Here is a 23,507-nt window from a genome sequence, read left to right as displayed (position 1 = left end):
CCGCTACGCCTGATCCTGCGGACACCAGTACAGGTTGCGGCCGCCCATCTCCTCGATGACGATGTTCGTGCCGCAGAGCCGGCAGGGCAGCCCCTGCCGGCGGTACACCCAGTGCCGATCGTCGCGGTTGGCGAGCGCCCTCTCGAGCTTCGCGCCGCGGAGCCCGTCCATGGTGAGCATCTGGCCGCGCTCGACGCCGATCTTGAGCAGCTTCTTCCAGTCCCGCCAGAGCGCCCGCACGGTCTCCTCCGGCACCTGCTTGCCCGGCGTGTGCGGGTTCAGCCGGGCGCGGAACAGCAGCTCGGCGCGGTAGACGTTGCCGATGCCGCTGACGACGCTCTGATCCATGAGCAGCAGACCGATCGGCGTCTGCTTGCTCCGGACGGTGCGCGTGAACAGGTCCTCGGCCTTCTGTCCGCGATCGACGAGGGGATCCGGCCCGAGCTTCGCCATGGCCTTCTTCACACCCTGAGAGTCGATGACCTCGCAGGCGGTGGGACCGCGGAGGTCCGCGACGGCATCCTCGGTCAGCAGGCGCAGCCGGACGGCGCCGATCGGCTCCGGCGGCCACTCCTCGAACTCGTCGTGCAGTGCCTCCTGCTCCGCCATGCGCAGCCGGGTGTGCCGGGGAGCGCCGATGCTCGTCATCGAGTCCTCCGCGGCCGTGTCGATGGGCACGTCACCGCGCATGCCGGTCTGGCCGAAGCGCTTGGCGAGCGTCGAGACGGCACCCGCGAAGTCCCACGCCCCGTAAAGGCCGAGGTGCACGCGCAGCCAGTGGTCGTTCTCGAACTCCACGAACAGCTGCTTGCCCACGGCCTTGGCGTCGAGCATCCGGAGGCCGGAGAGCTGCTCGGCGCCCGCGGCGAACCGCCCCTGCGGCGACGACGCCTGCACGACGTGCCCCACGAAGTGCTCGCGGAACTGCCTGGCGATCCGGTGGATCGAATGCCCCTCGGGCACGGCTCCTCCTACTCGGCGGCGGCGTCGACGTCGCGCCCGGCGATGAGGCCGGTGCGCTCGTACTCCGCCAGTTGGGCGATGCGGCGGACGTGCCGCTCCTCGCCGGTGAACGCGGTGGCGAGGAAGGCGTCGATGAACGCGGTCGCCTCCTCGAGGCTGTGCTGGCGGGCCCCGATGGAGATCACGTTGGCGTCGTTGTGCTCGCGGGCGAGCACTGCGGTGTCGTGGCTCCAGACGAGCGCGGCGCGGGCGCCCTTCACTTTGTTCGCCGCGATCTGCTCGCCGTTGCCGGATCCACCGAACACGACGCCGAGCGCCTGGATGCCGGCGGCCTGGTCGTTCACGACGGCCTGGGCCGCGTTGATGCAGAACGACGGGTAGTCGTCGAGCGGCTCGTAGGAGTCCGGTCCGTGGTCGATGACCTCGTGCCCCGCCTCGGTCAGGTGCTCGGTGAGCTGCCTGCTGAAGTCGAGGCCGGCATGGTCCGTGGCGATGTGGACGCGCATGCGTACGCCTTCCTGTGTCGGCTCGGTGGTGAAGAGGGAAAGGGGAGTCAGTCGAAGACGGGGCCGGTGGTGCGCGAGCGCTTGAGCTCGAAGAAGCCCTCGTAGCCCGCGGCCGCGACGACGCCGTCCCAGAGTGCCAGCGCCTGCTCGCCCTTGGGGGCGGGCGAGATGACCGGGCCGAAGAACGCGACGCCGTTGACCGCGATCACGGGCGTGCCGACGTCCTGGCCGACACGGCCGATCCCGTCGAAGTGCGAGGCCCGCATGGGCTCGTCGTACTCGTCCGTCTCCGCGAAGGCGGCGAGCTCGGCGGGCAGTCCGGCCTCGGCGAGCGCCGCGGGGATGACCTCGTCGGGATCCGTGCTTCCGCCCGGGTGGATCCGCGAGCCGAGCGCGTCGTAGAGCGGCTTGACGCTGTCCTGGCCGTGCAGCTCCTTCACCGCGGCGACGAGCCGGGTGTAGCGCAGGGCGCGGGGGAAGAATGCGCGGTAGTCGTCGCTCACGTCGTTGTCCTCGTTGAGCACGGCGAGGCTCATGATGTTCCAGGTCACGTCGAGGTCCCGGTGCTTGGCGACCTCGTCCACCCAGCGGGACGTCATCCACGCCCAGGGGCAGGAGGGATCGAACCAGAACTCGACGGACGTGCGCGTGGACGTGTCAACAGCCATGCCGTCCACCCTAACCGCGCGCCCGACCGCGAGCCGCGCGGACGGCCTCAGCCGTCAGCCCAGCCACTCGAGGGAGGCGCCGTGCGGCTGGGTGAACGCGAGGGGCTCGCCGTCCCGGGCGAGCACGAATGCCGGCGTCTCGCTCCTGCGGGGCAACCGCTCGCCGATGCCCGGCGTCACGTCGTCGCCCTCGTTGGAGAGCCAGACAGCGTCGAGGCCGCTCACCGTGTCGACGAAGCGCTGCCGGGCGGCGCGGTCCAGGTACAGCAGCACCGCCGTGTGGAAGACGACGAGGGTCGCGTCCTTCGGTGCCTCCGCGGCGAGCGCCGGCAGCAGCTCGTTGAGGTCGCCGCGCTCGATGCGCGGCGGATCCTGCCGGGCGATCGCGACGGCGGCGGTCAGCCGCTCCCGGCGGTCCTCGTGCTCTGGCCAGGTCAGGGCGGAGAGCCAGCGCACGTCGTCGTCGTTGCGCACGTCGAGCGGATTGAGATCGATGCCCGCGCGCCAGGTGACGGTGGGCACCGCGGTCGGGAGCGGCACCGGCCCGCTGGTCGCGCAGGAGAGCAGCACGGGGCTCGGCCCGGACGCCGGATGCAGCGGCGGCGCGTCGTCGTACCGATAGCTGTACCGGTCGGGATAGAGGCAGAGACCGGCGCTGGCTCCCACCTCGATCAGCGCGAGCGGGCCGGGCAGCGACGCGAGCACCGGCAGGAGCACGGCCGCGCGGCGCGGCTCGTTTGTCTGCGTCGCGTGCGTCAGTGCTATGTCGCGCACCTCGGGCCAGTGCCGCACGAACCAGTCCCGGAATGCGCCGTAGCCCGACATGGGCGCGGACAACAGCCTGGCGCTCGAGAACACGAGGTTCACCTGCCGCTTCGGCACGGGCAGCTCGTCGATGAGCGCGACCACCTCGGGGTCGTCCGCGACGCCGAGCGCGAGGGCGTCGTACGTGGGTGAGAGCCCGTGTGCCTCGACCTCGGCGAAGGCTCGGTACTTCTCCGCCGTCGTGCGCTCGGAGTCCGGGATTGCCTGCATGCCGTCAGTCAATCGCACGTCCCGGGCCGTCACTAGGCTGAAGAACGGACTTCGGGGACACCATCCCCGCCACGCCGGGCCGCGGCCCGTCCCTCCCCCACATCACCACACGAAGGAGCCCACGTGCCAGGAGAGAACCTCACCCGGATCGAGGCCGAGGAGCGCGCGGCGCTGCTGTCGGTGCACGACTACGACGTCACCCTCGACCTGACCACCGGCGACGAGACGTTCCGCAGCACCACGACCGTGCGCTTCAGCGCCGAGGACGGCGCGTCAACGTTCATCGACGCGATCACCCGCACGGTGCACTCCGTGACCCTGAACGGGCAGGAGCTCGACCCCGCGCAGGTCAGCGACGGCGTCCGCATCCAGCTCGACGACCTGAAGGCCGAGAACGAGCTGACCGTCGTCGCCGACGCGATCTACACCAACACGGGCGAGGGCCTGCACCGCTTCGTCGACCCCGTGGACGACGAGGTCTACCTCTACAGCCAGTTCGAGGTGCCCGACTCCCGCCGCATGTACGCGGTGTTCGAGCAGCCCGACCTGAAGGCGACCTTCCGCTTCACGATCACGGCGCCCGGTCACTGGGAGGTCGTGTCCAACTCGCCGACCCCCGAGCCGGTGGACGCCGGGAACGGCGCGAAGACCTGGGCGTTCGAACCGACGCTCGTCATGTCGAGCTACATCACGGCGCTCATCGCCGGCCCGTACGGCGTCGTGCGCTCCGAGCTCACCTCGAGCGACGGCCGCACCATCCCGCTCGGCGTATTCGCCCGCAAGTCGCTGATGCAGTACCTGGACGCCGACTACATCTTCGAGAAGACCCGCCAGGGCTTCGAGTTCTACGAGGAGCGGTTCGACTACCCGTACCCGTTCCCCAAGTACGACCAGCTGTTCGTGCCGGAGTTCAACGCCGGCGCCATGGAGAACGCGGGCGCGGTCACCTTCCTCGAGAGCTACGTCTTCCGCTCCAAGGTGACCGACGCGATCAAGGAGCGCCGCGTCGTCACGATCCTGCACGAGCTCGCCCACATGTGGTTCGGCGACCTCGTGACCATGAAGTGGTGGAACGACCTCTGGCTCAACGAGTCGTTCGCGGAGTACATCTCCACGCTTGCGACCGCGGAGGCCACGGAGTGGCACGGCGCCTGGACGACGTTCAACGCGCTCGAGAAGAGCTGGGCCTACAACCAGGACCAGCTGCCCTCCACCCACCCGATCTTCGCGAGCATCACCGACCTCGAAGACGTGCAGGTGAACTTCGACGGCATCACCTACGCCAAGGGCGCATCCGTGCTCAAGCAGCTCGTCGCCTGGGTCGGCCAGGACGAGTTCCTGGCCGGCGTGGCGCAGTACTTCAAGAAGCACGCGTTCGCGAACTCCACACTGCCCGACCTCATGCGAGAGCTCGAGGCGACCAGCGGTCGCGACCTCTCCGCGTGGACCTCGGCCTGGCTCGAGACGGCGGGCGTCAACACGCTCCGCCCGGAGATCGAGACGGACGATTCGGGCGTCATCACCGGCTTCGCCGTGCTGCAGGAGGCCGCTGCCGACTACCCCACGATCCGGCCCCACCGACTCGCGATCGGCTTCTACTCGCTCGAGGACGGCCGGCTGACGCGCACCCACCGCGTGGAGCTCGACGTCGCCGGTGAGCGCACGGAGGTCGCCGACCTCGTCGGCATGCAGCGCCCGGACCTCGTGCTGCTGAACGACGACGACCTGGCCTACGCCAAGATCCGCCTCGACCCGCAGTCGCTCCAGGTCGCGACCGAGCACCTGGCCAGCATCGAGAACCCGCTGGCCCGCTCCCTCGTGCTCGGCTCGGCCTGGGACGCGACCCGGGACGCCGAGACTCGCCCCCGTGACTACGTGCGCCTCGTGCTCGGCAACATCGCGACCGAGACCGAGTCGACCACGCTGCGCACCGTGCTCGGGCAGCTGCAACTGGCGGTCCTCAACTACTCCGCCCGCGACCACCGCGACGAGCTGCTGCAGCACGTCACGGACGAGCTCTGGAGCCTCACCAGCGGGGCCGAGGCGGGATCGGACGCGCAGTTCCAGTTCCTCAAGGCCTTCGCCGGTCTCGCCACCGCGGGCGCTCACCTCGACACGATCGCCGCCCTGCTCGACGGCTCGACCACCCTTCCCGGGCTCGAGATCGACACCGACCTGCGCTGGGAGCTGCTCGCCGCCCTCGTGGCCGGCGGCCGCGCGGAGCAGGCGGACATCGACGCCGAGCTCGAGCGCGACAGGACGGCGACCGGCCGTCAGAACGCGGCCCTGGCCCAGGCGGCGATCCCCACCGCCGCAGGCAAGCAGGCCGCGTGGGCCTCGCTCGTGGACGAGGACAGAGCGCCGAATGCGATCGTGCGCTCGACCGCCCAGGGCTTCCGGCGCGCGGCGGACACGTCGCTGCTCGAGCCGTTCGTGCCGACGTACTTCGACTCGCTCCAGCGCATCTGGAAGGAGCGCAGCTACGGCATCGCCTCCGCGCTGATCAACGGCCTTTACCCCTCGCCGCTCGCGAGCGAGGACCTGCGGTCGGCGACGCGGGCCTGGCTCGACGCGAACCCGGAGCCCCCGGCGCTGCGCCGCCTCGTCATCGAGAACCTGGCGGGCGTCGAGCGTGCTCTCACGGCCCAGGCGAGGGACGCCGAGTAACGCCACCGCGCGAGCGAACACGACGGGCGCGGCTGTCATCCACTGGGATGGCGGCCGCGCCCTCGTTCGCTCCGGGCGCGCGCCCGGCGTGCGTCGCTTCCGGGAGCGGCGGAGGCGCCTCGCTTACCATGGAGGGGACGACGGTGTCGGAACCTTTCCGTACCCTCCCTCTGGAGCCGCCAGCTGATGCCCCTTGCCGAAGACTTCCTGACCGCCGTGGACTCCGTGTTCAACATGCCCTTCGTCGGGCCGTTGCTCGGAGTGCTGCTCATCCTCGTGATCGCCGTTGTCGTGCGCTGGGGGATGCAGTTCGGCATCCGCCGCGTCGTCGACAAGATCGTGAACGGCGTCAAGAAGCGGCAGAACGTCGAGGACACGCAGTCGATCGCCGCGTCCCCCCTCGCCGCCGTGCGGCTCGTGCAGCGCACCCGCACCCTCGGCAGCGTTCTCTCCAACGTGGTGACGGTGGTCATCGTCGTGATCGCGCTGCTGCTGATCCTGACGACCATCAACGAGAACATCCTCGGCTCCCTCGCCCTGCTGACCGCGGCCCTCGGCGCCGGTCTCGGCTTCGGCGCGCAGAACATCATCAAGGACGTGCTCAACGGCCTGTTCATGGTCGCGGAGGATCAGCTGGGCGTCGGCGACGTCGTGGACACCGGCTTCGCCACCGGCGTCGTGGAGGCGGTCGGCATCCGCGTCACCCAGGTGCGCGACGTGAACGGCACCCTCTGGTTCGTGCGCAACGGCGAGATCCTGCGCGTCGGCAACATGTCGCAGGGCTGGGCCCGCGTCATCATCGACCTCGGCGTGCCCTACGAGGCGGACGTCGAGGCCGTGCAGGAGCGGATGCTGGCAACGGCGACCGAGCTCGCAACGTCGACCAAGTGGCGCACCCGCGTGCTCGACAAGCCCGAGGTCTGGGGCCTCGAGTCCATCTCCGCGGACGCGGTCGTTCTGCGGATCGTCGTGAAGACGCGCACCAGCGCGAAGGACGACGTCGCCCGCGAGCTGCGGCTGCGACTGAAGAAGGCGCTCGACGACATGGACGTGAAGCTGCCGTCGCTCGGCAGCGTCGTGCTCACCGGGTTCGAGGGTGCGGCCAGCGTCACCGGATCCCGCCCGCCGAAGACCAAGCCGAGCCCGCTCGTGGGCAGCACCGCGGGCACCCCCGCGCAGAAGACCGCACCGAAGCGGGCGCTCCGCCACCCCCGATCGCAGCAGCTGCCGTGAGCGACGCACCGAAGCGGCCTCCCCTGCTGCCCCTGTCCAACGCGTCGACGAGCGGCCCGTTCGGGTCCGGCGTGTCCGCGTCCAGCGTGTCCGCGTCCGGCGCTTCGGTGCCCGGCGCATCGTCGCCCGGCGTCGCGCCCGCCCCGCTCACCCTGCGGGCTTCCGCCGGTGGCGAGCGGCCCGACGGCAATTTTTACGAGTCCGTCGGCGGCCGCGCGACGTTCGAGCGGCTGGTCCGGGAGTTCTACCGCGGCGTCGCGACCGATCCGGTGCTCGCTCCGATGTACCCGGAGACCGACTACGAGGGCGCGATCCAGCGCCTCACCGGCTTCCTGGAGCAGTACTGGGGCGGGCCGACCACGTACAGCGAGCAGCGCGGACACCCCCGCCTGCGCATGCGGCACATGCCGTTCCGGGTGAATCCGGACGCCCGCGACCGCTGGCTGCTGCACATGCGCGAGGCGCTCGACACGCTCGGGCTGTCGCCGCTGCAGGAGTCGACGCTCTGGGGCTACCTCGAGCGCGCCGCGCACGCCATGGTCAACACCTTCGAGGAGTGACGACGGATCCGGCGTAGCGCTCGTCCGGCCGCCGACGCCCGTCCGTCAGCTGGTCGTCGGCTGCACCGGCTCCGCCCGCTCCGCCTCGCTGCGCTCGAGACAGAACTCGTTGCCCTCGGGATCCGCGAGCACGACCCATCCGGTCCCGTCCTCCTCCCGGCGGTCCTGCAGCACGGAGGCGCCGAGGCCCAGGAGCCGCTCCAGCTCCTCGTCCCGGGTGCGGTCCGTCGGTGCGACGTCGAGGTGCACGCGGTTCTTGCCCGACTTGCCCTCGGGCACGCGCTGGAAGAGCAGCACCTGCGGGCCGTTCGGGGCCGCGAGGTAGGCCTCGTCGCCGTCCGGTTCGTTCGGCTCGTCCGGATCCTCGAGGTAGCCGGTCGCCTCCGCCCAGAACCGGGCGAGCGCGAAGGGATCCTCGCTGTCGATGGTGATGTGGGTGACGGTCACGGTCATCCCCGCAGCATGACACGCGCCGCCCCCGCGTGCGCCCCCCTGTCGCCCCGACACCTGCCGGGGACGGAGAATCTCCACCGTCGCGGTCGCGGCGACGGTCGGTGAGCCCGTCGAAGCGACCCGCCGGAACCTCGGAAGTCCCGTCCCTTCGACAAGCTCAGGGACCGCATGGTCCCGTCCGCAGGACACTCCCCACGGTCGCTGAGCCGGTCGAAGCGATGCGACGGAACCCCGGAAGTCACGTCCCTTCGACAAGCTCAGGAACCGCATGGTCCCGTCCGCAGGGACACTCCCCACGGTCCTGCCCTGACTCCAGGAACGGCAACAACGGTCGCTGAGCCCGTCGAAGCGAACGCAACGAATCCTCGGAAGTCCCGTCCCTTCGACAAGCTCAGGGACCGTATGGTCCCGTCCGCAGGGACGCTCTCCACGGTCGCTGAGCCTGTCGAAGCGACGCTTCGGGACGCCGGCAGTCCCGTCCCTTCGACACGCTCAGGGACCGTATGGTCCCGTCCGCAGGACACCCTCCACGGTCGCTGAGACCGTCGAAGCGACGCGACGGAACCACGGAAGTCACGTCCCTTCGACAAGCTCAGGGACCGTATCGCTCAGGGACCTGGGAGGGCGTGACCGCCGGCGGATCAGCCGAGGAGGCCGCCCGCGCGGCGGACGAGGACGTGGCCCCGCGACGTGCTGAGACGCGACCACGGGCCGTTCTCGTAGACGAGCGCGGACTCGCCCGAAGCGAGGAAGCCCAGGCTGTACGCGGCGAACGCCGCACCGGCGGGCACGCGCGGGGCGCCCTCCACCTCGCGCCCCCACACCTCGGCGCGCACGCGGCCGACGATCTGCTCACCCGTGCCCGTCGGGATCACCCGGGCGATCTCGTCGATGCCGTCGCGGGCCGCGCGCTCCAGGGTGTCCGCCGGCACACCACCGTCGAGCTCGTCGCGCACGCGCCAGCCGGACCGCGGCGGCGAGATACCCGCCCAGACCGCCGTCCCCGACTCGAACGGCAGCGGCAGCTCCACGGGATCGGTCTCGGCGCGATCCGCCGCCTCGCTGGTCGCACGCGCGAGCCGGTCAAGCATGGCGCGAAGGGGCACCACGAGGTCGAACCGCTCCTGCCGGGGCAGGGCGAACGTGCGCAGCCCCAGCACGGTCGGGCTGCGGTCGAGGATGCCGGCCGGGTGCAGCACGCTGACGTACGCGGCAAGCACCCCCTGGGCGGCGATGAGCCGCACGAAGCCGTCGTCGACGCGTTCCGCGCGCCCGAGGAACACCGAGAGATCGCCCAGATCGAGGGCGTCCGAGAGAAGAAGAGAGGAAGTCATCCGGGTCCTAAACTATCTGACGCACCCCGCCCGGGCGATCCGGCGGCCCGCATCCCGGAAGGCCTCATGACGGACACCCCGACGGTCGGCGACGCCGACCCCCTCGCCAGCCTGCTCACCGCGCTCGACCTCACCGACACGGGCGCCCGCACAAGCGAGGACATCTACACCGGGCCGTCGCAGTGGATGCCGCTCGGCCGCGTCTTCGGCGGTCAGGTGCTGTCGCAGTCGCTCGTGGCGGCCCAGCGCACGCTCGACGACGACCGCACGGTCCACTCGATGCACGGCTACTTCCTGCGCCCCGGGGACGTGCACAAGCCGATCACCTTCTCGGTCGACCGCATCCACGACGGTCGCTCGTTCTCGACGAGGCGCACCCAGGCGTACCAGGACGGCCGGCCCATCCTGTCGATGATCGCGTCGTTCCAGCGCGAGGACGAGGGCCTCGACCACCAGACCGAGATGCCTGCCGACCTGACCCAGCCCGAGGACCTCCCCGCGGAGAAGGACTTCCTCGGCAGCATCGATCACCCGGTCGCGCAGTACTGGGCCAACGGGCGCCCCTTCGACATCCGGCACGTCAACGGTCCGGTCTACTTCGGGCACGGCGCCGAGCGCACCGCCCACCAGGCGGTCTGGTTCCGCTCCATCGGCGCCCTGCCGGACGACCCGAACCTGCATCGCGCCGCGCTCGTGTACGCGAGCGACTACTCGATCCTCGAGTCCATCCTGCGGCGGCACGGGCTCACCTGGGGCACTCCCGGCATCAAGGTGGCGAGCCTCGACCACGCCATGTGGTGGCACCGCTTCGCGCGCGTCGACGACTGGCTGCTCTACGTGCAGGAGTCGCCGAGCGCCACGGGTGGCCGCGGCCTTGCGCAGGGAAGAATTTTCACCAGGGACGGGATCCTGGTGGCTAGTGTGGCGCAGGAGGGAATGGTGCGCGCCCCGCGCGCCGAAGAGGCTCCGCAGACGACATAGAGCCCTCCGGATGGTCGGCCCTCAGGAGGAGGATCCGCCATGAGCATCGACGACATCCGCACCGGCCCCACCAGCGCTCCAGACACCGTCCGGAGCGAACCGGCCCCCACCAGTGGGGTCAGCCGCCGCGTGGTCTCGCTCGGCGGCATCGGCCTCGCGGCGGTGAGCGTCGGCCTTGCCGCCTGCTCCTCCCCGGCCACGCAGCCGGCCGAAAGTCCCAGCGCGGACGACGGCGCTGCCACCGGGTCCGACCCCTCCGGCGCGGCGCCGATCCTCGCGCTGGCCGACGTGCCCGTGGGTGGCGCCGTCGCCGTGGACATCGAGGGCGCGCCGTCCATCGTGGCGCAGCCCGAGGCGGGCACCGTCGTGGCGTTCACGGCCATCTGCACCCATCAGGGCTGCAAGGTGACCCCCGCGGACGCGAAGCTCGACTGCCCGTGCCACGGCTCGCAGTTCGACGCCTTCACCGGCGAGGTGCTGCGAGGACCCGCCGAGGCGCCGCTGGCCGCTGTGGCCGTCGCCGTCGAGGGCGACAACGTCGTCAAGGCGTAGGCCGGTCAGCCCCGCTTCGTGAAGGCCACCGGCTGCTCGAGATAGGGCGACCACGCCGCCCGCTCGAGGTCGCTGATCCGGCGCGGCCGCTCGGTCACCGCGTCCACGAGCACCAGGGTGGTCGCGGCGCGGGCGAACAGCACGTTCGGCTCGACGCCGACCGGCGACCGCACCTCGTAGCAGATCTCGAGACTGGCTCCCCCGAGCCGGCCGACCCAGAGCTGCACGTCGAGCGGCCGGCGCAGGTACGGGACCGGCGCGAGGTACTCGACCTCCTGCCGGGCGATCAGCGACAGCGTCGCGGCGCCCGGCCGCCCGTCGAGCACGGCTGGACCGCGCCCGCCGATGGCCTCGCCCTCGATGCCGAGGTCGAAGTCGTCCTCCGCTACCCAGAACGCCTGGATGCGCGCCTCCTCGAGGAGGCGCAGCATCTCGGCGTTGTTCACGTGGCCGTACGCATCCAGGTCCGACCAGCGGAGCCGGATGGGGACGTGGATGCGCGCCACGGCCTAGTCCCGGGTGAGCTTGCGGTACGCGGAGCGGTGCGGCTTCGCCGCGTCCGGACCGAGGCGCTGGATCTTGTTCTCCTCGTAGGCCTCGAAGTTGCCCTCGAACCAGTACCAGTTCGCCGGGTCCTCCTCGGTGCCCTCGTAGGCCAGGATGTGCGTCGCGATCCGGTCGAGGAACCACCGGTCGTGGGTGATGACCACGGCGCAGCCGGGGAACTCGAGCAGGGCGTTCTCAAGGCTGCCGAGGGTCTCGACGTCGAGGTCGTTGGTGGGCTCATCGAGCAGCAGGAGGTTTCCGCCCTGCTTGAGCGTGAGGGCGAGGTTCAGGCGGTTGCGCTCACCGCCGGAGAGCACGCCGGCCCGCTTCTGCTGGTCCGGCCCCTTGAAGCCGAAGGTCGACACGTACGCGCGCGCCGGCACCTCGGTCTTGCCGACCTGGATGTAGTCGCGGCCGTCCGAGACGACCTCGAAGAGCGTCTTGTTCGGGTCGATGCCGCCGCGGCTCTGGTCGACGTATGAGATGTCGACCGTCTCGCCGATGCGCAGGTCGCCGCCGTCGAGGGGCTCGAAGCCCACGATCGTCTTGAACAGCGTAGTCTTGCCGACGCCGTTCGGGCCGATGACGCCGACGATGCCGTTGCGGGGCAGTGTGAACGTGAGGTTGTCGATGAGCACGCGCTCACCGAAGCTCTTGTGCAGCTTCTTGGCCTCGATGACCTGGGCGCCGAGTCGGGGACCGACCGGGATCTGGATCTCCTCGAAGTCCAGCTTCCTCGTGCGCTCGGCCTCGGTCACCATCTCCTCGTAACGGGCGAGGCGCGCCTTGGACTTCGCCTGGCGGCCCTTCGCGTTGGAGCGCACCCACTCCAGCTCCTCGGAGAGGCGCTTGGCGAGCTTCGCGTCCTTGCGGCCCTGCACGTTCATGCGCTCGGCCTTCTTCTCCAGGTAGGTGGAGTAGTTGCCCTCGTACGGGTAGAGCTTGCCGCGGTCGACCTCGGCGATCCACTCGGCCACGTGGTCGAGGAAGTACCGGTCGTGGGTCACGGCGAGCACGGCGCCGGGGTACTTGGCGAGGTGCTGCTCGAGCCACAGGACGCTCTCGGCATCCAGGTGGTTGGTGGGCTCGTCGAGCAGCAGGAGGTCGGGCTTCTGCAGCAGGAGGCGGCACAGCGCGACGCGACGCTTCTCACCACCGGAGAGGTTCGCGACGGCCGCGTCGCCCGGGGGCGTGCGCAGTGCGTCCATGGCCTGTTCGAGCTGCGAGTCGAGGTCCCACGCGTCGGCGGCGTCGATGGCCTCCTGCAGGGTGCCCATCTCGGCGAGAAGGGCGTCGAAGTCCGCGTCGGGCTCGGCCATCGCGGCGGAGATCTCGTTGAAGCGGTCGATCTGCGCCTTGATCGGGCCGACGCCCTCCTGCACGTTCTCGAGGACGGTCTTCGACTCGTCCAGCTCCGGCTCCTGCATGAGGATGCCCACGGAGTACCCGGGCGAGAGCTTCGCCTCGCCGTTGCTCGGGGTGTCAAGCCCGGCCATGATCTTGAGGATGGTGGACTTGCCCGCGCCGTTCGGCCCCACGACGCCGATCTTCGCTCCAGGGAGGAAGGACATCGTGACGTCGTCGAGGATCAGCTTGTCGCCCACGGCCTTGCGGGCGCGCACCATCGAGTAAATGTATTCGGCCATGCCCCCAGTCTATTTGGCCGCGAACCCGGCCTGGACGCACTCCGCCCTCAGCGCAGGAGTGCGCTGAGGGCGGAGTGCGGTGATCGCGTGTCTCAGCCGACCTTCACCCAGTCATTGCATCGGCTTGTCTCGAAGGCAACGTCCGAGGACGTGATCGTCACGTAAGCGCTGCCATTACCGATGTAGTTGTCGATGATGTCCTCGAATCCGCCGAAGCCCGACAGGCGAGCCCAATAGCAGAAGTCCTCATTGCCGGTCGATCGATAGGTACCCGGCTCAACGTCCACTCCGACGCGCAGAACGCCAGCGTCGCCGTCGAAGCGCGGCGACCGAATCCTGGGCTGCGGGGATCCGGCAGCCTTCCATTCCGCATAAGTCACCGGGCGATTCATGGCCGGCCCTGCGTACCAGACGGTGTTCTGGCCTGCGAACCGGTAGAACTGGTCGCCGGGAATCCGTTGGCGAACCTGCGGCGCCGGGTACGCCTCCTCCCGCCATTCGCCGCCACCGATGCGGTAGCCGTGTCCTGCTCCGATGTTCGTCATGCGCACGATGTCGCTGGTCCAGGACAGCTTCATGAAGCCCTCGTTGCTGCGATCGGCGAACGGACGATAGCCGGAGTCACGCCACTCCCGGGCCGTCAGCTTGTGGTTGACGCCGTCAGCGCCCTCCACGAACAGCTCCGGCGAGGTCCCCCACTTGTAGTAGTAGCTCCCCTTGATCCACCCGGCGTTGCGCGCGCCGGGCTGACCGGCGCTGCGCCACTGGTTGTAGTCCAGGCGGTCCCACTGCCACGCGTTCTCATCCCCGGGCCAGAAGGTCACGGCGTAGATGGTGGGCGACCAGGGGTACTTCACGTAATCCGTGGCCGTTCTCTCGGGAGCACGGAAGCCGTACTCGTCGCGCCACCGCTCGTAGGACAGCGGCATCGGAGTCACGAAGTCGACGAGCTCGTAGATGGTTCCCGCGTAGGCGGTCTTGTAGAGAGGCCAACCGATCGGCGCGGGCTCAGGCTCGGGCTCAGGCTCAGGCTCAGCGACGGGCTCGGGCTCAGCGACGGGCTCGGGCTCAGCGACGGGCTCGACTTCGGCGGCGGGCTGAACCGGCTCTTCGGCCGTCGTCGTCGCTTCGACATTCGCCACGTTGTCCGGGTCGATCTCCTCGACGGCCGCGAAAGCGGCCTGACCACCAGTGAAGGCGAGCACGGCTGCGGTCATCACCCCTACGACGCTGACGACCGTTCTATGGCGGCGGCTTCTCGGGTTCGCCTCGTCGGCGGTGGACGTCGGTGTCACAGGTACTCCTTCTCGGTGGACGTTGCTCATACTCGCGCGCATGCGGAGAGCACGGTAGGAGTGACCCTATGGCGAATTACTCGATTGAGGAATAGCCGTAGTCACCTCGATGCAAGGTGCGAACCCGGCTACCAGTCGATCGCGCGGGTCTCCCCCACGAGGCATCGGCCGGTACCGAGGACGGGGGCAATGAGGCTCGCGTAGCCGGAGGCGCTGCGTTCGCCGATGATGCAGCCGTCGCTCGTGCGCACCGCGAACTGCACGGCGTCGGCGTCACGGCCGATGGCCGTCGTGTCGTCCGTGACCTCCATCGTGGCCCTGTCGAACCCGGCCGCGACGAGCGCGTCGACGAGGGACCGCCCGTCAGCGCCCGGATCAGCGGCGACAACCGCGGCGCTCACCGAGTCGAACAGGGGACGGTTCTCCTCCGCGGTTCCGCCGGGGACCAACGTCGGGGACGCCGCAGCGGATCCGGTCGGCGACGCCGCCGGGCTGAGCGTCGAGGGTCCAGCGGCACCGCCCGGAGCCCCGATCAGAGAGCAACCGGCGAGCGGCGCGACGAGCAACACGACGGAAGCGAGCCGCAGGATGCGTCGACGTGGATTGCCCCGCCGCGAGCGAAGCACCACGCCGGAGCGGCTTCCCTCGCCGGAGGTACTGAGGCTCGCGCGCCACTTCCGCACCCGGCCCTCGCAATCGCTCTCGCGGCCGTGCGCCGCCCCCCGATTCTAGAGTCAGGAGCCGCCCTCCCCCGGCGTCCCCCGCTCCGCGGGCGCCGTCGGATCCACCCCCGCATCGGCGCTCTCGACGGCTCCATTGCTGGTGGGAGCGGCCGACCTGCCGGCGGTTGCCGTGTCGCCCCCTGCTGTCGCACCTCCACGCAGCACTGCCGACGGCGCGGCCCGGGTGAACGCGGCCGTACCCCAGGAGAGGTCGTGACCGAGCGCCTCGGCCTCGACCTCGATCGTCGTGCCCGATCGCTCCCCGCTGCTCCAGTCGCGGATGCGCAGCCGCCCGGTGACGATGACTCGATCACCCTTGGCGACGGACGCCGCGGTGTGGACGGCGAGCTGCCGGAAGCCCGTGACGGTGTACCAGTTCGTCTCGCCGTCCACCCACTCCGCGGCGCGACGGTCGTACCGCCGCTGCGTCGAGGCGAGGCGGAAGCTCGTGATGGGCAGGCCCTCTCCGGTGACGAGGTGGCGTGGCGCCGTCGCCACGAATCCGGTCAGTGTGATGGTGTCCGTCATGACCGCTCCCGTCCGATTCGCTCATCGCCGATGGGCGGACCGGGGAGCAACGCTCGTGCCAGTCGGCCGCTCCCCGGTCCGTGCGGCCCATGGTTGCGGAGCGCGGGACGCGCCCGGCGGGAGCGCCCGAGTCGGTGGACCGACCCGTGCGCCGCCGACGGTGTGAGGGGACGGCGCATCCCTTCGACGGGCTCAGGGACCGATTCGACCGGCTCACGGACCGAGGCGCGGGCTCAGGGAGCGTGCCGGCAGGAAGACGCGCCCTTCTGCCCAGGCAGGGGCGCCGTGCGCAGCTTAAAGCTGGGCAGGAACCTCCTGCCTAGGCAGGAGCGTCGGTGGCAGCGGGATGACCGCACGCCGCTCAGTTGCGTGGCGACCGGCAGCAGAGCCGGGTCAGTGCTCGCGGAACTCCAGGTCGCCCGCCATGCCCTGCAGTGCGGACTTCGCGATCTCCAGCGTGGGGTAGACGCCGTGCTCCTGATCGCGCTTGAGAAGCCGGACGACGTAGCCGTCCTCGCGGGAGTGAATGGACCCGACGGCGCCCGCCGGTCCGAATGCCACCCAGGTCTTGCCCGACACGTGCGTGCTCATCGTCATTCCACAGCCCTCCATTGGTCCCGTGTTACCGACAGATTACGCCCACCTGTGATCGGGCTGAGCGAAGCGGAGGCGTTTCGCAGAAACGCCTCCGCTCGCATGCGGACTACGAGGCCAGCACGTACTGCGCGAAGGACTTGCGCACCTTGTTGACCTTCGGCACGGCCACGGCCATGCAGTAGCCCTGGCCGGGGTTCTTCGCGAAGAAGTCCTGGTGGTAGTCCTCGGCGTCGAACCACTCACCCAGCGGCTCGAGCGTGGTGACGACGGTGCCGTCCCACATGTCGGCGGCCTTCTCGATGGCCTCCGCGAACAGGGCCTTCTGCTCCTCGTCCGTGTAGAACATCGCCGACCGGTACTGGGTGCCGACATCGGCGCCCTGGCGGTTCAGCTGGCGCGGGTCGTGCAGCGTGAAGAACACGTCCAGGATCACCTGGGCGGGGATGACGGTCTCATCGAAGACGACCTTCACGGCCTCCGCGTGCCCCGTGCGGCCGGTGCACACGTCCTCGTAGGAGGGATGCGCCGTCGCGCCGCCCGTGTAGCCGGAGATCACGTCCTTGACGCCGTCGAGGGTGCGGTACACCGCATCCAGACACCAGAAACATCCACCCGCGAGCACAAAGGTCTGCATGGAATCAGCCTACTTTCGTCTATTCCGGCGGGATTTCCCGCCTTGGTAATCAACGCGAGAACGGGGGCTCGCATTCCGTCCCGACGCCGCCGACATGGATGCCGTCGGGCCGGGCAATAGGGTTACAGGTATGACCTATGTCGCAGCTGACAACCGCTACGAAGCCATGCCCTACCGCCGCTCCGGGAAGACCGGACTGCAGTTGCCCGAGGTTTCCCTCGGTCTGTGGCACAACTTCGGATTCGACCGCCCCATCGACACCCAGCGCGCGATCCTGCGCCGGGCGTTCGACCTCGGGGTCAACCACTTCGACCTCGCCAACAACTACGGCCCGCCCGCCGGCTCCGCCGAGACGAACTTCGGGCGCATCTACGCCGACGACTTCCGCCCGTACCGCGACGAGCTCGTCATCTCCACCAAGGCCGGCTACTACATGTGGGAGGGTCCCTACGGCGAGTGGGGCTCCCGCAAGTACATGCTCGCGTCCCTCGACCAGAGCCTCGGCCGGATGGGTCTCGACTACGTCGACATCTTCTACTCGCACCGGCCCGACCCGAACACCCCGATCGAGGAGACGGTGGGCGCGCTTGCCACCGCCGTGCAGCAGGGCAAGGCCCTCTACGCCGGCATCTCGAGCTACAGCCCCGAGCAGACCCGGGCGGCGGTCGCCGCCATCGCGGAGCACAAGGTGCCGATCGTCATCCACCAGCCGCGCTACAACATGTTCGACCGTCGGGTGGAAAATGGCCTCCTCGAGGCGCTCGACGAGACCGGGATGGGCAGCATCGTCTTCTCCCCGCTCGCCCAGGGACTGCTGACCGACCGCTACCTCGACGGCAACGTGCCCGCCGACTCCCGCGCAGCGCAGAACCACTTCCTGTCGAGCACCTCGATCAGCGACGCGTACCTCGAGAAGGCGCGCGCGCTCAACGAGGTCGCGCGCCAGCGCGGCCAGTCCCTCGCCCAGCTCGCCCTCTCGTGGGTGCTCCGCCACCCGCAGGTGACGAGCGCGCTGATCGGGGCGTCGAGCGTGCAGCAGCTGGAGCAGAACATCGCGGCCGTCGAAGCGCCGCCGCTGTCCGCCGAGGAGCTCGCGGCCATCGAGCCGAACGCGGTGGACGGCACCAGCCTGTAACCCCTCCTCCGCCCGTTCACTGAGCGACGCCGCCGGCCCCTCCCAGGGGGGCCGGCGGCGTTTCTCGTGTCACTCAGGACCCGGCGCTCACCGGGCTGGAATGTCGGTGGTGGCTCGTACCGTTGAGTCATCACCACGACACCGCCGGGCCGGCGGCACGAACGGAGGACCCATGGCAACACTCACCCTGCCGCCCCGCGTCTCGTCCGCGCCGACCCTGGTGCAGCTGCACAACGGCCTGTGGCGGGTGCTCCGCTCGTCCGGCAGCGTGCTCGGCTACATCGAGAGCGTGCCCGACGAGCGCGGCGAGCGATTCCGAGCCAAGCGGCTCACCGCCGACAAGCGCGGCTTCGTGCCGCTCGGCGAGTTCTGGCGCCTGCAGGACGCGATCGACTGCCTGCGCTTCGCCTGACGCCACACCGCGCCGCCTTCCCGGGGAACCGCTGGCCCGCACGTAATCTGCGGGCATGGAGTGGTGGAACAATCTCGTGAACTGGGTGACCTCGGAGCCGGGCTCGACGATCATGACGAGCGCGGTTCTTCCCTTCGTCGCCATCGTGCTGGCCGGCGTCATCGCCGCCCTGATCGCCCGCGGTGCCATCAAGCGCCTGCTCGCGCGGCAGGACCGTGAGCTGAAGGCCGCGGCCATCGGCACGCTGGTGGGCGCGGCACGTCAGGCGGCCGTCTGGCACTCGCTGTCGCCGCAGGAGCAGCTGCTCGCGGACCGGGCCGCGGGGGACGCGGACATCCAGGTGCGCATGCTGCCCATCCGCGGTGCGGACGTGGCGGCCGACTGGGCCGAGCACGAGATCGCCGAGTTCAAGCGCGGCAGCGCCACCTTCGCCTACCAGTTCGACACGCTGCTCACGGAGTTCCGCAACCGGCTCGTGGAGTGGCAGCACCGCCCGGGTCGCGCCCGGAAGATCTTCCAGAGCGACATCGCCCGCTGGTCGATCGAGGTGAGCGACACCGAGAGGGAGCTGCAGAGCCGCCAGGACGCGTGGGTCGCGCAGCAGCAGGCCGAGCGCTACGAGTCGCAGCACCGCGGCGGCCGGACCGCCTCACCCGTCGTGTCCGCCGACTCCCGGCCCGCCGCGCAGCCGGCCGCCCAGCAGCAGAACGAGACGGAGACGATGACCCTGCCGGTCTCGCCCATCCCCCGTTCGCAGTCCGGCTCCCGCGAGGTCGAGGCGCCGGTCGCGGACTACGACCTGCAGCCGGTGCCCGCGTCCTCCCCTGACTCCTCGTCGCGGGATGCGGACGGGTCGCATAGCTAGCACCGCCGTTTCCCGCCAACCCGGCGCATGAGAAGGGGCCGCTTCCGATCCGGAAGCGGCCCCCTCTCACTGTCAGCGCTACCCGGGTCAGCGCCACCACTCGTCGAACATCGAGGCGGGAACGCGCCGCTTGTGCTCCGTCGCGAGATACCGGGCACCGATCGCCTCGGCGACGTCGTCGGGGACATCCTTGCCCTCGAGGTAGTCGTCGATGTCCGCGTACCGGAGTCCGAGGTTGGCCTCGTCCGTCTGTCCCGGGGTGTCGTCGAGCAGGTCGGCGGTCGGGGCCTTCAGGTACAGCCGCTCGGGCGCGCCGAGGTGCTCGAGCAGGGCCCGGCCCTGTCGCTTGGTCAGTCCGGTCAGGGGCAGCAGGTCGGCACCGCCGTCGCCGTACTTGGTGAAGAAGCCGGTGACGGCCTCGGCGGCGTGGTCGGTGCCGATGACCAGCAGACCTTCCTGACCGGCGATCGCGTACTGGGCGATCATGCGGGCGCGCGCCTTGACGTTGCCCTTGGTGAAGTCCGTCATCTCCGCGCCCACGGCATCCGCGTACTCGGCCTCGAAGCCGTCGACGGCCCGGTGGATGTTGAAGGCCACGGAGCGCTGCGGCCGGATGAAGGTGAGCGCGAGCTGCGCGTCGTCCTCGTCGGCCTGCACGTTGTAGGGCAGCCGCGCCGCGATGAACGTGGCCTGCACGCCCTCCTCGGCCAGCTCCTCGACGGCGAGCTGGGCGAGCCGGCCGGCGAGCGAGGAGTCCTGGCCACCGCTGATGCCGAGCACGAAGCCCGCGGCACCCGTGTGGCGCAGGTAGTCCTTCAGGAAGGTGACGCGCTTGCGCACCTCCTCGGCAGGATCGATCCGGGGCACGACGTCGAGGTCGGCGATGATACGGGTCTGCAGTTCACGCATATCGGTCACGTGCCCTCGGCAGGAATCGAACCTGCGACCAAGAGATTAGAAGGCTCCTGCTCTATCCGCTGAGCTACGAGGGCGTTGCGTCGCTACAACGATACCGCGGCCGTGTTTCGCGCCGATGTCACGCGTAGGTGCCGCGGACCAGGCCGACGATGCCGAAGATCGCGAGCCCGAGGGCGAGCAGCAGCGACACGGTCACGAGGATCTGGTGGACCCGGAGGAACCGGGTCGCCGCACCCGTGGACGTGCGGGCGCGCGGGTCGCGGGCGACGCGGCGGAGGAACGCGGGCCAGACGAAGAAGCTCCAGGCGGCGTTGACGAGCAGGAACAGGGCGAGGGCGATGGTCACCGACCGAGTGTACGCAGGCGCCGGGGGGCGCCGATCACGCTCGGTAGACTCGAGGGATGGCCAACAACGCTGAGCATCTCGTCTGGATCGACTGCGAGATGACAGGACTCGACATCGCTATCGACGAGTTGGTCGAGGTGGCCGTCGTGATCACCGACTGGGAGCTGCAGCCCGTGCACCCCGGCTTCAGCATCGTCATCAAGCCGGACGACGCCGCCCTCGCGAACATGGGCGAGTTCGTCACGAAGATGCACAGCGATTCCGGACTCCTCGAGGAGATCCCGGGCGGCGTCAGCCTGGCCGACGCAGAGTACGCGGTGCTCGAGTACATCCTCAAATACGTGCCGGTCGGCCAGCAGGCGCCCATCGCCGGCAACACGATCGGCACCGACCGCACCTTCCTCGCGAAGTACATGCCGCGCGTCGACAGCCACCTCCACTACCGCAGCGTCGACGTCTCCTCCATCAAGGAGCTCGCCCGCCGCTGGTACCCCCGCATCTACTTCAACTCCCCCGAGAAGAACGGCGGCCACCGGGCGCTCGCCGACATCCTGGAGTCCATCCGGGAGCTCGACTACTACCGTTCCTCGCTGTTCGTTGCCGCCCCCGGACCGACGACGGAGGACGTCCAGGCGATTTCCTCCGCCACGGTGAACAAGTGGGGCTCTCGGTTGTAATAGACTCTTCCAGTCGCGATGCTCGGCCCTCGGGTCGGGAGCGCACATGGTGGGCGTAGCTCAGTTGGCAGAGCGCTGGCTTGTGGAGCCGGATGTCGCGGGTTCGAGCCCCGTCGTCCACCCCATAGCCCGGTCCGACCTCGTGTCGGACCGGGCCTTTCTCTTTCCCGAGGTCGCGCTTCGGCTCCCGGCGGCGGTGCCGTCCGGAGCCGCTCAGGCTGGCTGTGCCAGGCTGAACCAATGCGCGAGGTGGACCGGGACGAGTTCGAGCGGTTGGTCGTCGCCGAGCTGGACGAGCTGCCCGACGACATGGTCGACGGGCTGGACAATGTCGTCTTCGTGGTCGAGGACCGTCCGGAGGACGGAACGCTCGACCTGCTCGGCCTCTACGACGGCGTGTCGCTGACGGAGCGCGGCCAGTACGGCTTCGGCGAGATGCCGGACCGCATCATCCTCTACCGCGAACCGCTGCTCGCCGTCAGCGAGGACGAGGAGCAGCTGCGCGACGAGATCCACGTCACGCTTGTGCACGAGATCGCGCACTTCTACGGCATCGACGACGACAGGCTGCACGAGCTCGGGTGGGACTGACGGCCCGTTCGTTAGCCTGACGGGATGGGGCGTGGCACGAACGAGGACCGGCGGGCGCGGCGGGTCGTGAGCGGTGCGCTGGGCGCCCTCGTGATCCTGGCGGTGGGACTCTACGGACCCGTCACGCTGCTCCCCCCGCTGCCCGCGGCCGAACCCGTGCTCGTCGACCTCGCCGCTCCGGCGGCCGATCCCGCCGAGGCGCCCGTGCTCCCCGCGGAGGGCGCGAGCGCGGCACTGCTCGCCGGCAGCACGACGCTGCTCGGCACCTCGGGCACGACAGAGCCGGTACCGATGGCCGGCGTCGCAAAGCTCGTCGCGGCGCTCGTGACCTTGGACGAGCATCCGCTTGAGCCGGGCCGGAACGGTGACAGCATCCCCGTCACGGCGGACGACTACCAGTCCTACCTCGACTACCGGGACGCCGGCGCGCGGGCCATAGCCGTCGTCGAGGGCGACACCTGGACCCAGCGCGAGATGCTGCAGGCCGTGCTGCTCGGCTCGAGCAACAACCACGCGGACGCCCTTGTGCGCTGGGCGTTCGGCTCGCTGGAGGCCTATCCGGCCGCGGCGGAGCGCTGGTTGCGCTCGCATGGGCTGCGGGACACGGTCGTCACCGACGCGACGGGTCTGGATGAGAGCAGCGTCGGCACGGCCGCCGACCTCGCCCGCCTGGCCGAGATCGCCGACAACACGCCGTTCCTCGGCGAGGTCCTGCCCGCCCCGTCGGTCACGACGTCGCGAGGGGTGGTCATCGCGAACGAGGCCGAGTACCGGGCGGCCGACGGCATCCGGGGCCTCAGCCGAAGCTTCACGGACGCGGCGGGGGTCTGCCTGCTGTTCGCCGTGCCCCTGCCCCTCGGCGAAAGCACGACGACGGTGTACGGCGCGTTCCTGCGCCAGCCCTCGTACGAGCGGCTGAACGCGGACATGGACGCGTTCCTCACGGATGCCCGCGCCAGCCTCGGCGAGGTGGTGCTCGCTGCCGCGGGCGCCGAGGCCGTCGCCTACCAGACGGCCTGGGGCGACCGGACCACCGCCGTCGTGGGCGAGGAGCTGCGCGCGGTGAGCTGGTCCGGGGCGCCGCCCACCGGCCGCGTCGACGCCGAGGAGATCCGCACGGTGCGCAAGGGCGACCGGGTCGGCGTGCTGGCCTTCGAACTGGACGGGAAGGCGGTCGAGTTGCCGCTCGTCGCCACCGCGTCGGTACCGGATCCGGGGCCGGGGTGGCGGCTGCTCCATCCCATCCCGATGCTCGCCAGCTTCTGGGAGTGGGTCTTCGGCCCGGGCGGGGTGCTGGCCCGCTGAACAACGAACCGCCCCTCCGCCGACCGGAACGGCCGAGCGAAGGGGCGGTGACGTGTGGGCCTAGAAGGCGTGCGAGTTGACCTCGTCGTTCGTCTCGAGCGAGTCGCTGCCCTCGGGATCGAAGACGTAGGTCACGTGCTGCTCGCCCTGGATCTCGCGGCTCTCCGTCGCGCGGTACCAGAAGATGGCATCGACGTTCTGCAGGAGGACGACGCGGCTGAGGCGCTCCTCGTACTTGCCGTCCTCGAGCTGGCGGGTCTCGGTCGTTCCGCCCACCGGGCCGTCGGCGAAGACGGCGAGGTACTTGTTGGTGTGATCGGTGCTGTCAGTCATACCGT

Annotated in this window: 27 protein-coding genes and 2 tRNA genes; 12 read left to right on the top strand and 17 right to left on the bottom strand. The window is 70.0% G+C overall.

From position 1 onward, the window contains the following. Positions 1-3: 3 nt before the first annotated feature. The 4 genes from DAI20_RS11600 to DAI20_RS11585 are packed head-to-tail and all read right to left on the bottom strand — an operon-like array spanning position 4 to position 3,172. Positions 4-963: an Fpg/Nei family DNA glycosylase gene (locus tag DAI20_RS11600; RefSeq protein WP_108250975.1), complete on the bottom strand. Its 960-nt coding sequence runs from the start codon at positions 961-963 to the stop codon at positions 4-6. A gap of 8 nt (positions 964-971) precedes the next feature. Further along, positions 972-1,469, bottom strand: coding sequence for a ribose-5-phosphate isomerase (locus tag DAI20_RS11595; RefSeq protein ID WP_108250973.1), 498 nt, complete (start codon positions 1,467-1,469; stop codon positions 972-974). Between the two features lie 47 nt (positions 1,470-1,516). Then, positions 1,517-2,137 (bottom strand): mycothiol-dependent nitroreductase Rv2466c family protein, encoded by a 621-nt coding sequence (locus tag DAI20_RS11590; protein ID WP_108250971.1) that lies wholly within the window; start codon positions 2,135-2,137, stop codon positions 1,517-1,519. Between the two features lie 54 nt (positions 2,138-2,191). Further along, positions 2,192-3,172 (bottom strand): DUF2332 domain-containing protein, encoded by a 981-nt coding sequence (locus DAI20_RS11585; protein WP_108250969.1) that lies wholly within the window; start codon positions 3,170-3,172, stop codon positions 2,192-2,194. A gap of 123 nt (positions 3,173-3,295) precedes the next feature. Between DAI20_RS11585 and pepN the strand changes: the two genes are divergently transcribed. From pepN to DAI20_RS11570, 3 genes are all read left to right on the top strand, one after another. Beyond that, the gene (pepN, locus tag DAI20_RS11580; RefSeq protein ID WP_108250967.1) at positions 3,296-5,839 is read left to right on the top strand and encodes an aminopeptidase N; all 2,544 of its coding nucleotides are present in this window, start codon (positions 3,296-3,298) and stop codon (positions 5,837-5,839) included. 186 nt (positions 5,840-6,025) lie between these two features. Next, positions 6,026-7,072 carry a mechanosensitive ion channel family protein gene (locus tag DAI20_RS11575; RefSeq protein WP_108250965.1) on the top strand — a complete coding sequence of 349 codons (1,047 nt, stop codon included), beginning with the start codon at positions 6,026-6,028 and terminating at the stop codon, positions 7,070-7,072. 152 nt (positions 7,073-7,224) lie between these two features. Then, on the top strand, positions 7,225-7,632 hold the full coding sequence (locus tag DAI20_RS11570; RefSeq protein ID WP_108251689.1) for a globin: 408 nt from the start codon (positions 7,225-7,227) through the stop codon (positions 7,630-7,632). Positions 7,633-7,677: 45 nt separating this feature from the next. Here DAI20_RS11570 and DAI20_RS11565 read toward each other — a convergent pair whose 3' ends face one another. Together DAI20_RS11565 and DAI20_RS11560 are read right to left on the bottom strand one after the other, a co-directional pair. Further along, positions 7,678-8,085 carry a VOC family protein gene (locus DAI20_RS11565; RefSeq protein ID WP_108250963.1) on the bottom strand — a complete coding sequence of 136 codons (408 nt, stop codon included), beginning with the start codon at positions 8,083-8,085 and terminating at the stop codon, positions 7,678-7,680. A gap of 641 nt (positions 8,086-8,726) precedes the next feature. Beyond that, complete coding sequence (locus DAI20_RS11560) at positions 8,727-9,419, bottom strand: DUF8185 domain-containing protein (RefSeq protein ID WP_108250961.1); 693 nt, start codon at positions 9,417-9,419, stop codon at positions 8,727-8,729. A gap of 66 nt (positions 9,420-9,485) precedes the next feature. On the opposite strand from DAI20_RS11560, the gene DAI20_RS11555 reads away from it, so the two are divergent. Both DAI20_RS11555 and DAI20_RS11550 read left to right on the top strand, forming a co-directional pair. After that, entirely contained in the window at positions 9,486-10,400 is a 915-nt protein-coding gene (locus tag DAI20_RS11555) for an acyl-CoA thioesterase (RefSeq protein ID WP_108250954.1), read from the top strand. Between the two features lie 39 nt (positions 10,401-10,439). Then, the gene (locus DAI20_RS11550) at positions 10,440-10,952 is read left to right on the top strand and encodes a Rieske (2Fe-2S) protein (protein ID WP_108250952.1); all 513 of its coding nucleotides are present in this window, start codon (positions 10,440-10,442) and stop codon (positions 10,950-10,952) included. Between the two features lie 5 nt (positions 10,953-10,957). On the opposite strand, the gene DAI20_RS11545 is transcribed toward DAI20_RS11550, so the two are convergent. From DAI20_RS11545 to msrA, 7 genes are all read right to left on the bottom strand, one after another. Continuing rightward, positions 10,958-11,458, bottom strand: a complete 501-nt coding sequence (locus DAI20_RS11545; RefSeq protein ID WP_108250950.1) for an acyl-CoA thioesterase — start codon at positions 11,456-11,458, stop codon at positions 10,958-10,960. A gap of 3 nt (positions 11,459-11,461) precedes the next feature. Next, a complete protein-coding gene (ettA, locus tag DAI20_RS11540; RefSeq protein WP_108250940.1) occupies positions 11,462-13,144 on the bottom strand; it encodes an energy-dependent translational throttle protein EttA in 1,683 nt (560 codons plus the stop codon). Between the two features lie 92 nt (positions 13,145-13,236). Beyond that, positions 13,237-14,439, bottom strand: coding sequence for an Rv1352/Rv1906c domain-containing protein (locus DAI20_RS11535; protein WP_159085018.1), 1,203 nt, complete (start codon positions 14,437-14,439; stop codon positions 13,237-13,239). Between the two features lie 128 nt (positions 14,440-14,567). Further along, positions 14,568-15,008 carry a DUF6993 domain-containing protein gene (locus DAI20_RS11525; protein ID WP_240606048.1) on the bottom strand — a complete coding sequence of 147 codons (441 nt, stop codon included), beginning with the start codon at positions 15,006-15,008 and terminating at the stop codon, positions 14,568-14,570. Positions 15,009-15,173: 165 nt separating this feature from the next. After that, positions 15,174-15,689 carry a single-stranded DNA-binding protein gene (locus DAI20_RS11520; protein ID WP_108250934.1) on the bottom strand — a complete coding sequence of 172 codons (516 nt, stop codon included), beginning with the start codon at positions 15,687-15,689 and terminating at the stop codon, positions 15,174-15,176. 393 nt (positions 15,690-16,082) lie between these two features. Then, positions 16,083-16,286: a hypothetical protein gene (locus DAI20_RS11515; protein ID WP_306766475.1), complete on the bottom strand. Its 204-nt coding sequence runs from the start codon at positions 16,284-16,286 to the stop codon at positions 16,083-16,085. Between the two features lie 106 nt (positions 16,287-16,392). Next, complete coding sequence (gene msrA / locus DAI20_RS11510) at positions 16,393-16,920, bottom strand: peptide-methionine (S)-S-oxide reductase MsrA (RefSeq protein ID WP_108250932.1); 528 nt, start codon at positions 16,918-16,920, stop codon at positions 16,393-16,395. Positions 16,921-17,050: 130 nt separating this feature from the next. On the opposite strand from msrA, the gene mgrA reads away from it, so the two are divergent. The 3 genes from mgrA to DAI20_RS11495 all read left to right on the top strand — a co-directional run bounded on the left by mgrA (position 17,051) and on the right by DAI20_RS11495 (position 19,332). Next, positions 17,051-18,055: an L-glyceraldehyde 3-phosphate reductase gene (gene mgrA, locus DAI20_RS11505; protein ID WP_108250930.1), complete on the top strand. Its 1,005-nt coding sequence runs from the start codon at positions 17,051-17,053 to the stop codon at positions 18,053-18,055. A gap of 172 nt (positions 18,056-18,227) precedes the next feature. Beyond that, a complete protein-coding gene (locus DAI20_RS11500) occupies positions 18,228-18,467 on the top strand; it encodes a hypothetical protein (RefSeq protein ID WP_108250928.1) in 240 nt (79 codons plus the stop codon). Between the two features lie 55 nt (positions 18,468-18,522). Further along, positions 18,523-19,332, top strand: a complete 810-nt coding sequence (locus DAI20_RS11495) for a hypothetical protein (RefSeq protein WP_108250926.1) — start codon at positions 18,523-18,525, stop codon at positions 19,330-19,332. Between the two features lie 87 nt (positions 19,333-19,419). On the opposite strand, the gene nadE is transcribed toward DAI20_RS11495, so the two are convergent. The 3 genes from nadE to DAI20_RS11480 form a co-directional block, all read right to left on the bottom strand. Further along, positions 19,420-20,241: an NAD(+) synthase gene (nadE, locus tag DAI20_RS11490; RefSeq protein ID WP_108250924.1), complete on the bottom strand. Its 822-nt coding sequence runs from the start codon at positions 20,239-20,241 to the stop codon at positions 19,420-19,422. Positions 20,242-20,251: 10 nt separating this feature from the next. Continuing rightward, a tRNA-Arg gene (locus DAI20_RS11485) sits at positions 20,252-20,324 on the bottom strand. Between the two features lie 44 nt (positions 20,325-20,368). Further along, positions 20,369-20,596, bottom strand: a complete 228-nt coding sequence (locus DAI20_RS11480) for an SCO4848 family membrane protein (RefSeq protein WP_108250923.1) — start codon at positions 20,594-20,596, stop codon at positions 20,369-20,371. Positions 20,597-20,652: 56 nt separating this feature from the next. On the opposite strand from DAI20_RS11480, the gene orn reads away from it, so the two are divergent. The 4 genes from orn (at position 20,653) to DAI20_RS11455 (ending at position 23,169) form a co-directional block, all read left to right on the top strand. Continuing rightward, a complete protein-coding gene (orn, locus tag DAI20_RS11475) occupies positions 20,653-21,273 on the top strand; it encodes an oligoribonuclease (protein WP_108250921.1) in 621 nt (206 codons plus the stop codon). Between the two features lie 49 nt (positions 21,274-21,322). Next, positions 21,323-21,398, top strand: a tRNA-His gene (locus DAI20_RS11470). Between the two features lie 115 nt (positions 21,399-21,513). Further along, positions 21,514-21,864 (top strand): metallopeptidase family protein, encoded by a 351-nt coding sequence (locus DAI20_RS11465; RefSeq protein ID WP_108250919.1) that lies wholly within the window; start codon positions 21,514-21,516, stop codon positions 21,862-21,864. A 24-nt stretch (positions 21,865-21,888) separates the two neighbouring features. Further along, positions 21,889-23,169: a D-alanyl-D-alanine carboxypeptidase family protein gene (locus DAI20_RS11455; protein ID WP_159085017.1), complete on the top strand. Its 1,281-nt coding sequence runs from the start codon at positions 21,889-21,891 to the stop codon at positions 23,167-23,169. Positions 23,170-23,229: 60 nt separating this feature from the next. Here DAI20_RS11455 and DAI20_RS11450 read toward each other — a convergent pair whose 3' ends face one another. Beyond that, a complete protein-coding gene (locus tag DAI20_RS11450; protein ID WP_108250915.1) occupies positions 23,230-23,502 on the bottom strand; it encodes a hypothetical protein in 273 nt (90 codons plus the stop codon). Between the last annotated feature and the right edge of the window lie 5 nt (positions 23,503-23,507).

Source organism: Planctomonas deserti (assembly GCF_003067705.1).
Classification (GTDB): Bacteria; Actinomycetota; Actinomycetes; order Actinomycetales; family Microbacteriaceae; genus Planctomonas; species Planctomonas deserti.
The sequence above is the reverse complement of the archived record's forward strand: the minus strand, read 5'-3'. Positions and strand labels throughout refer to the sequence as shown.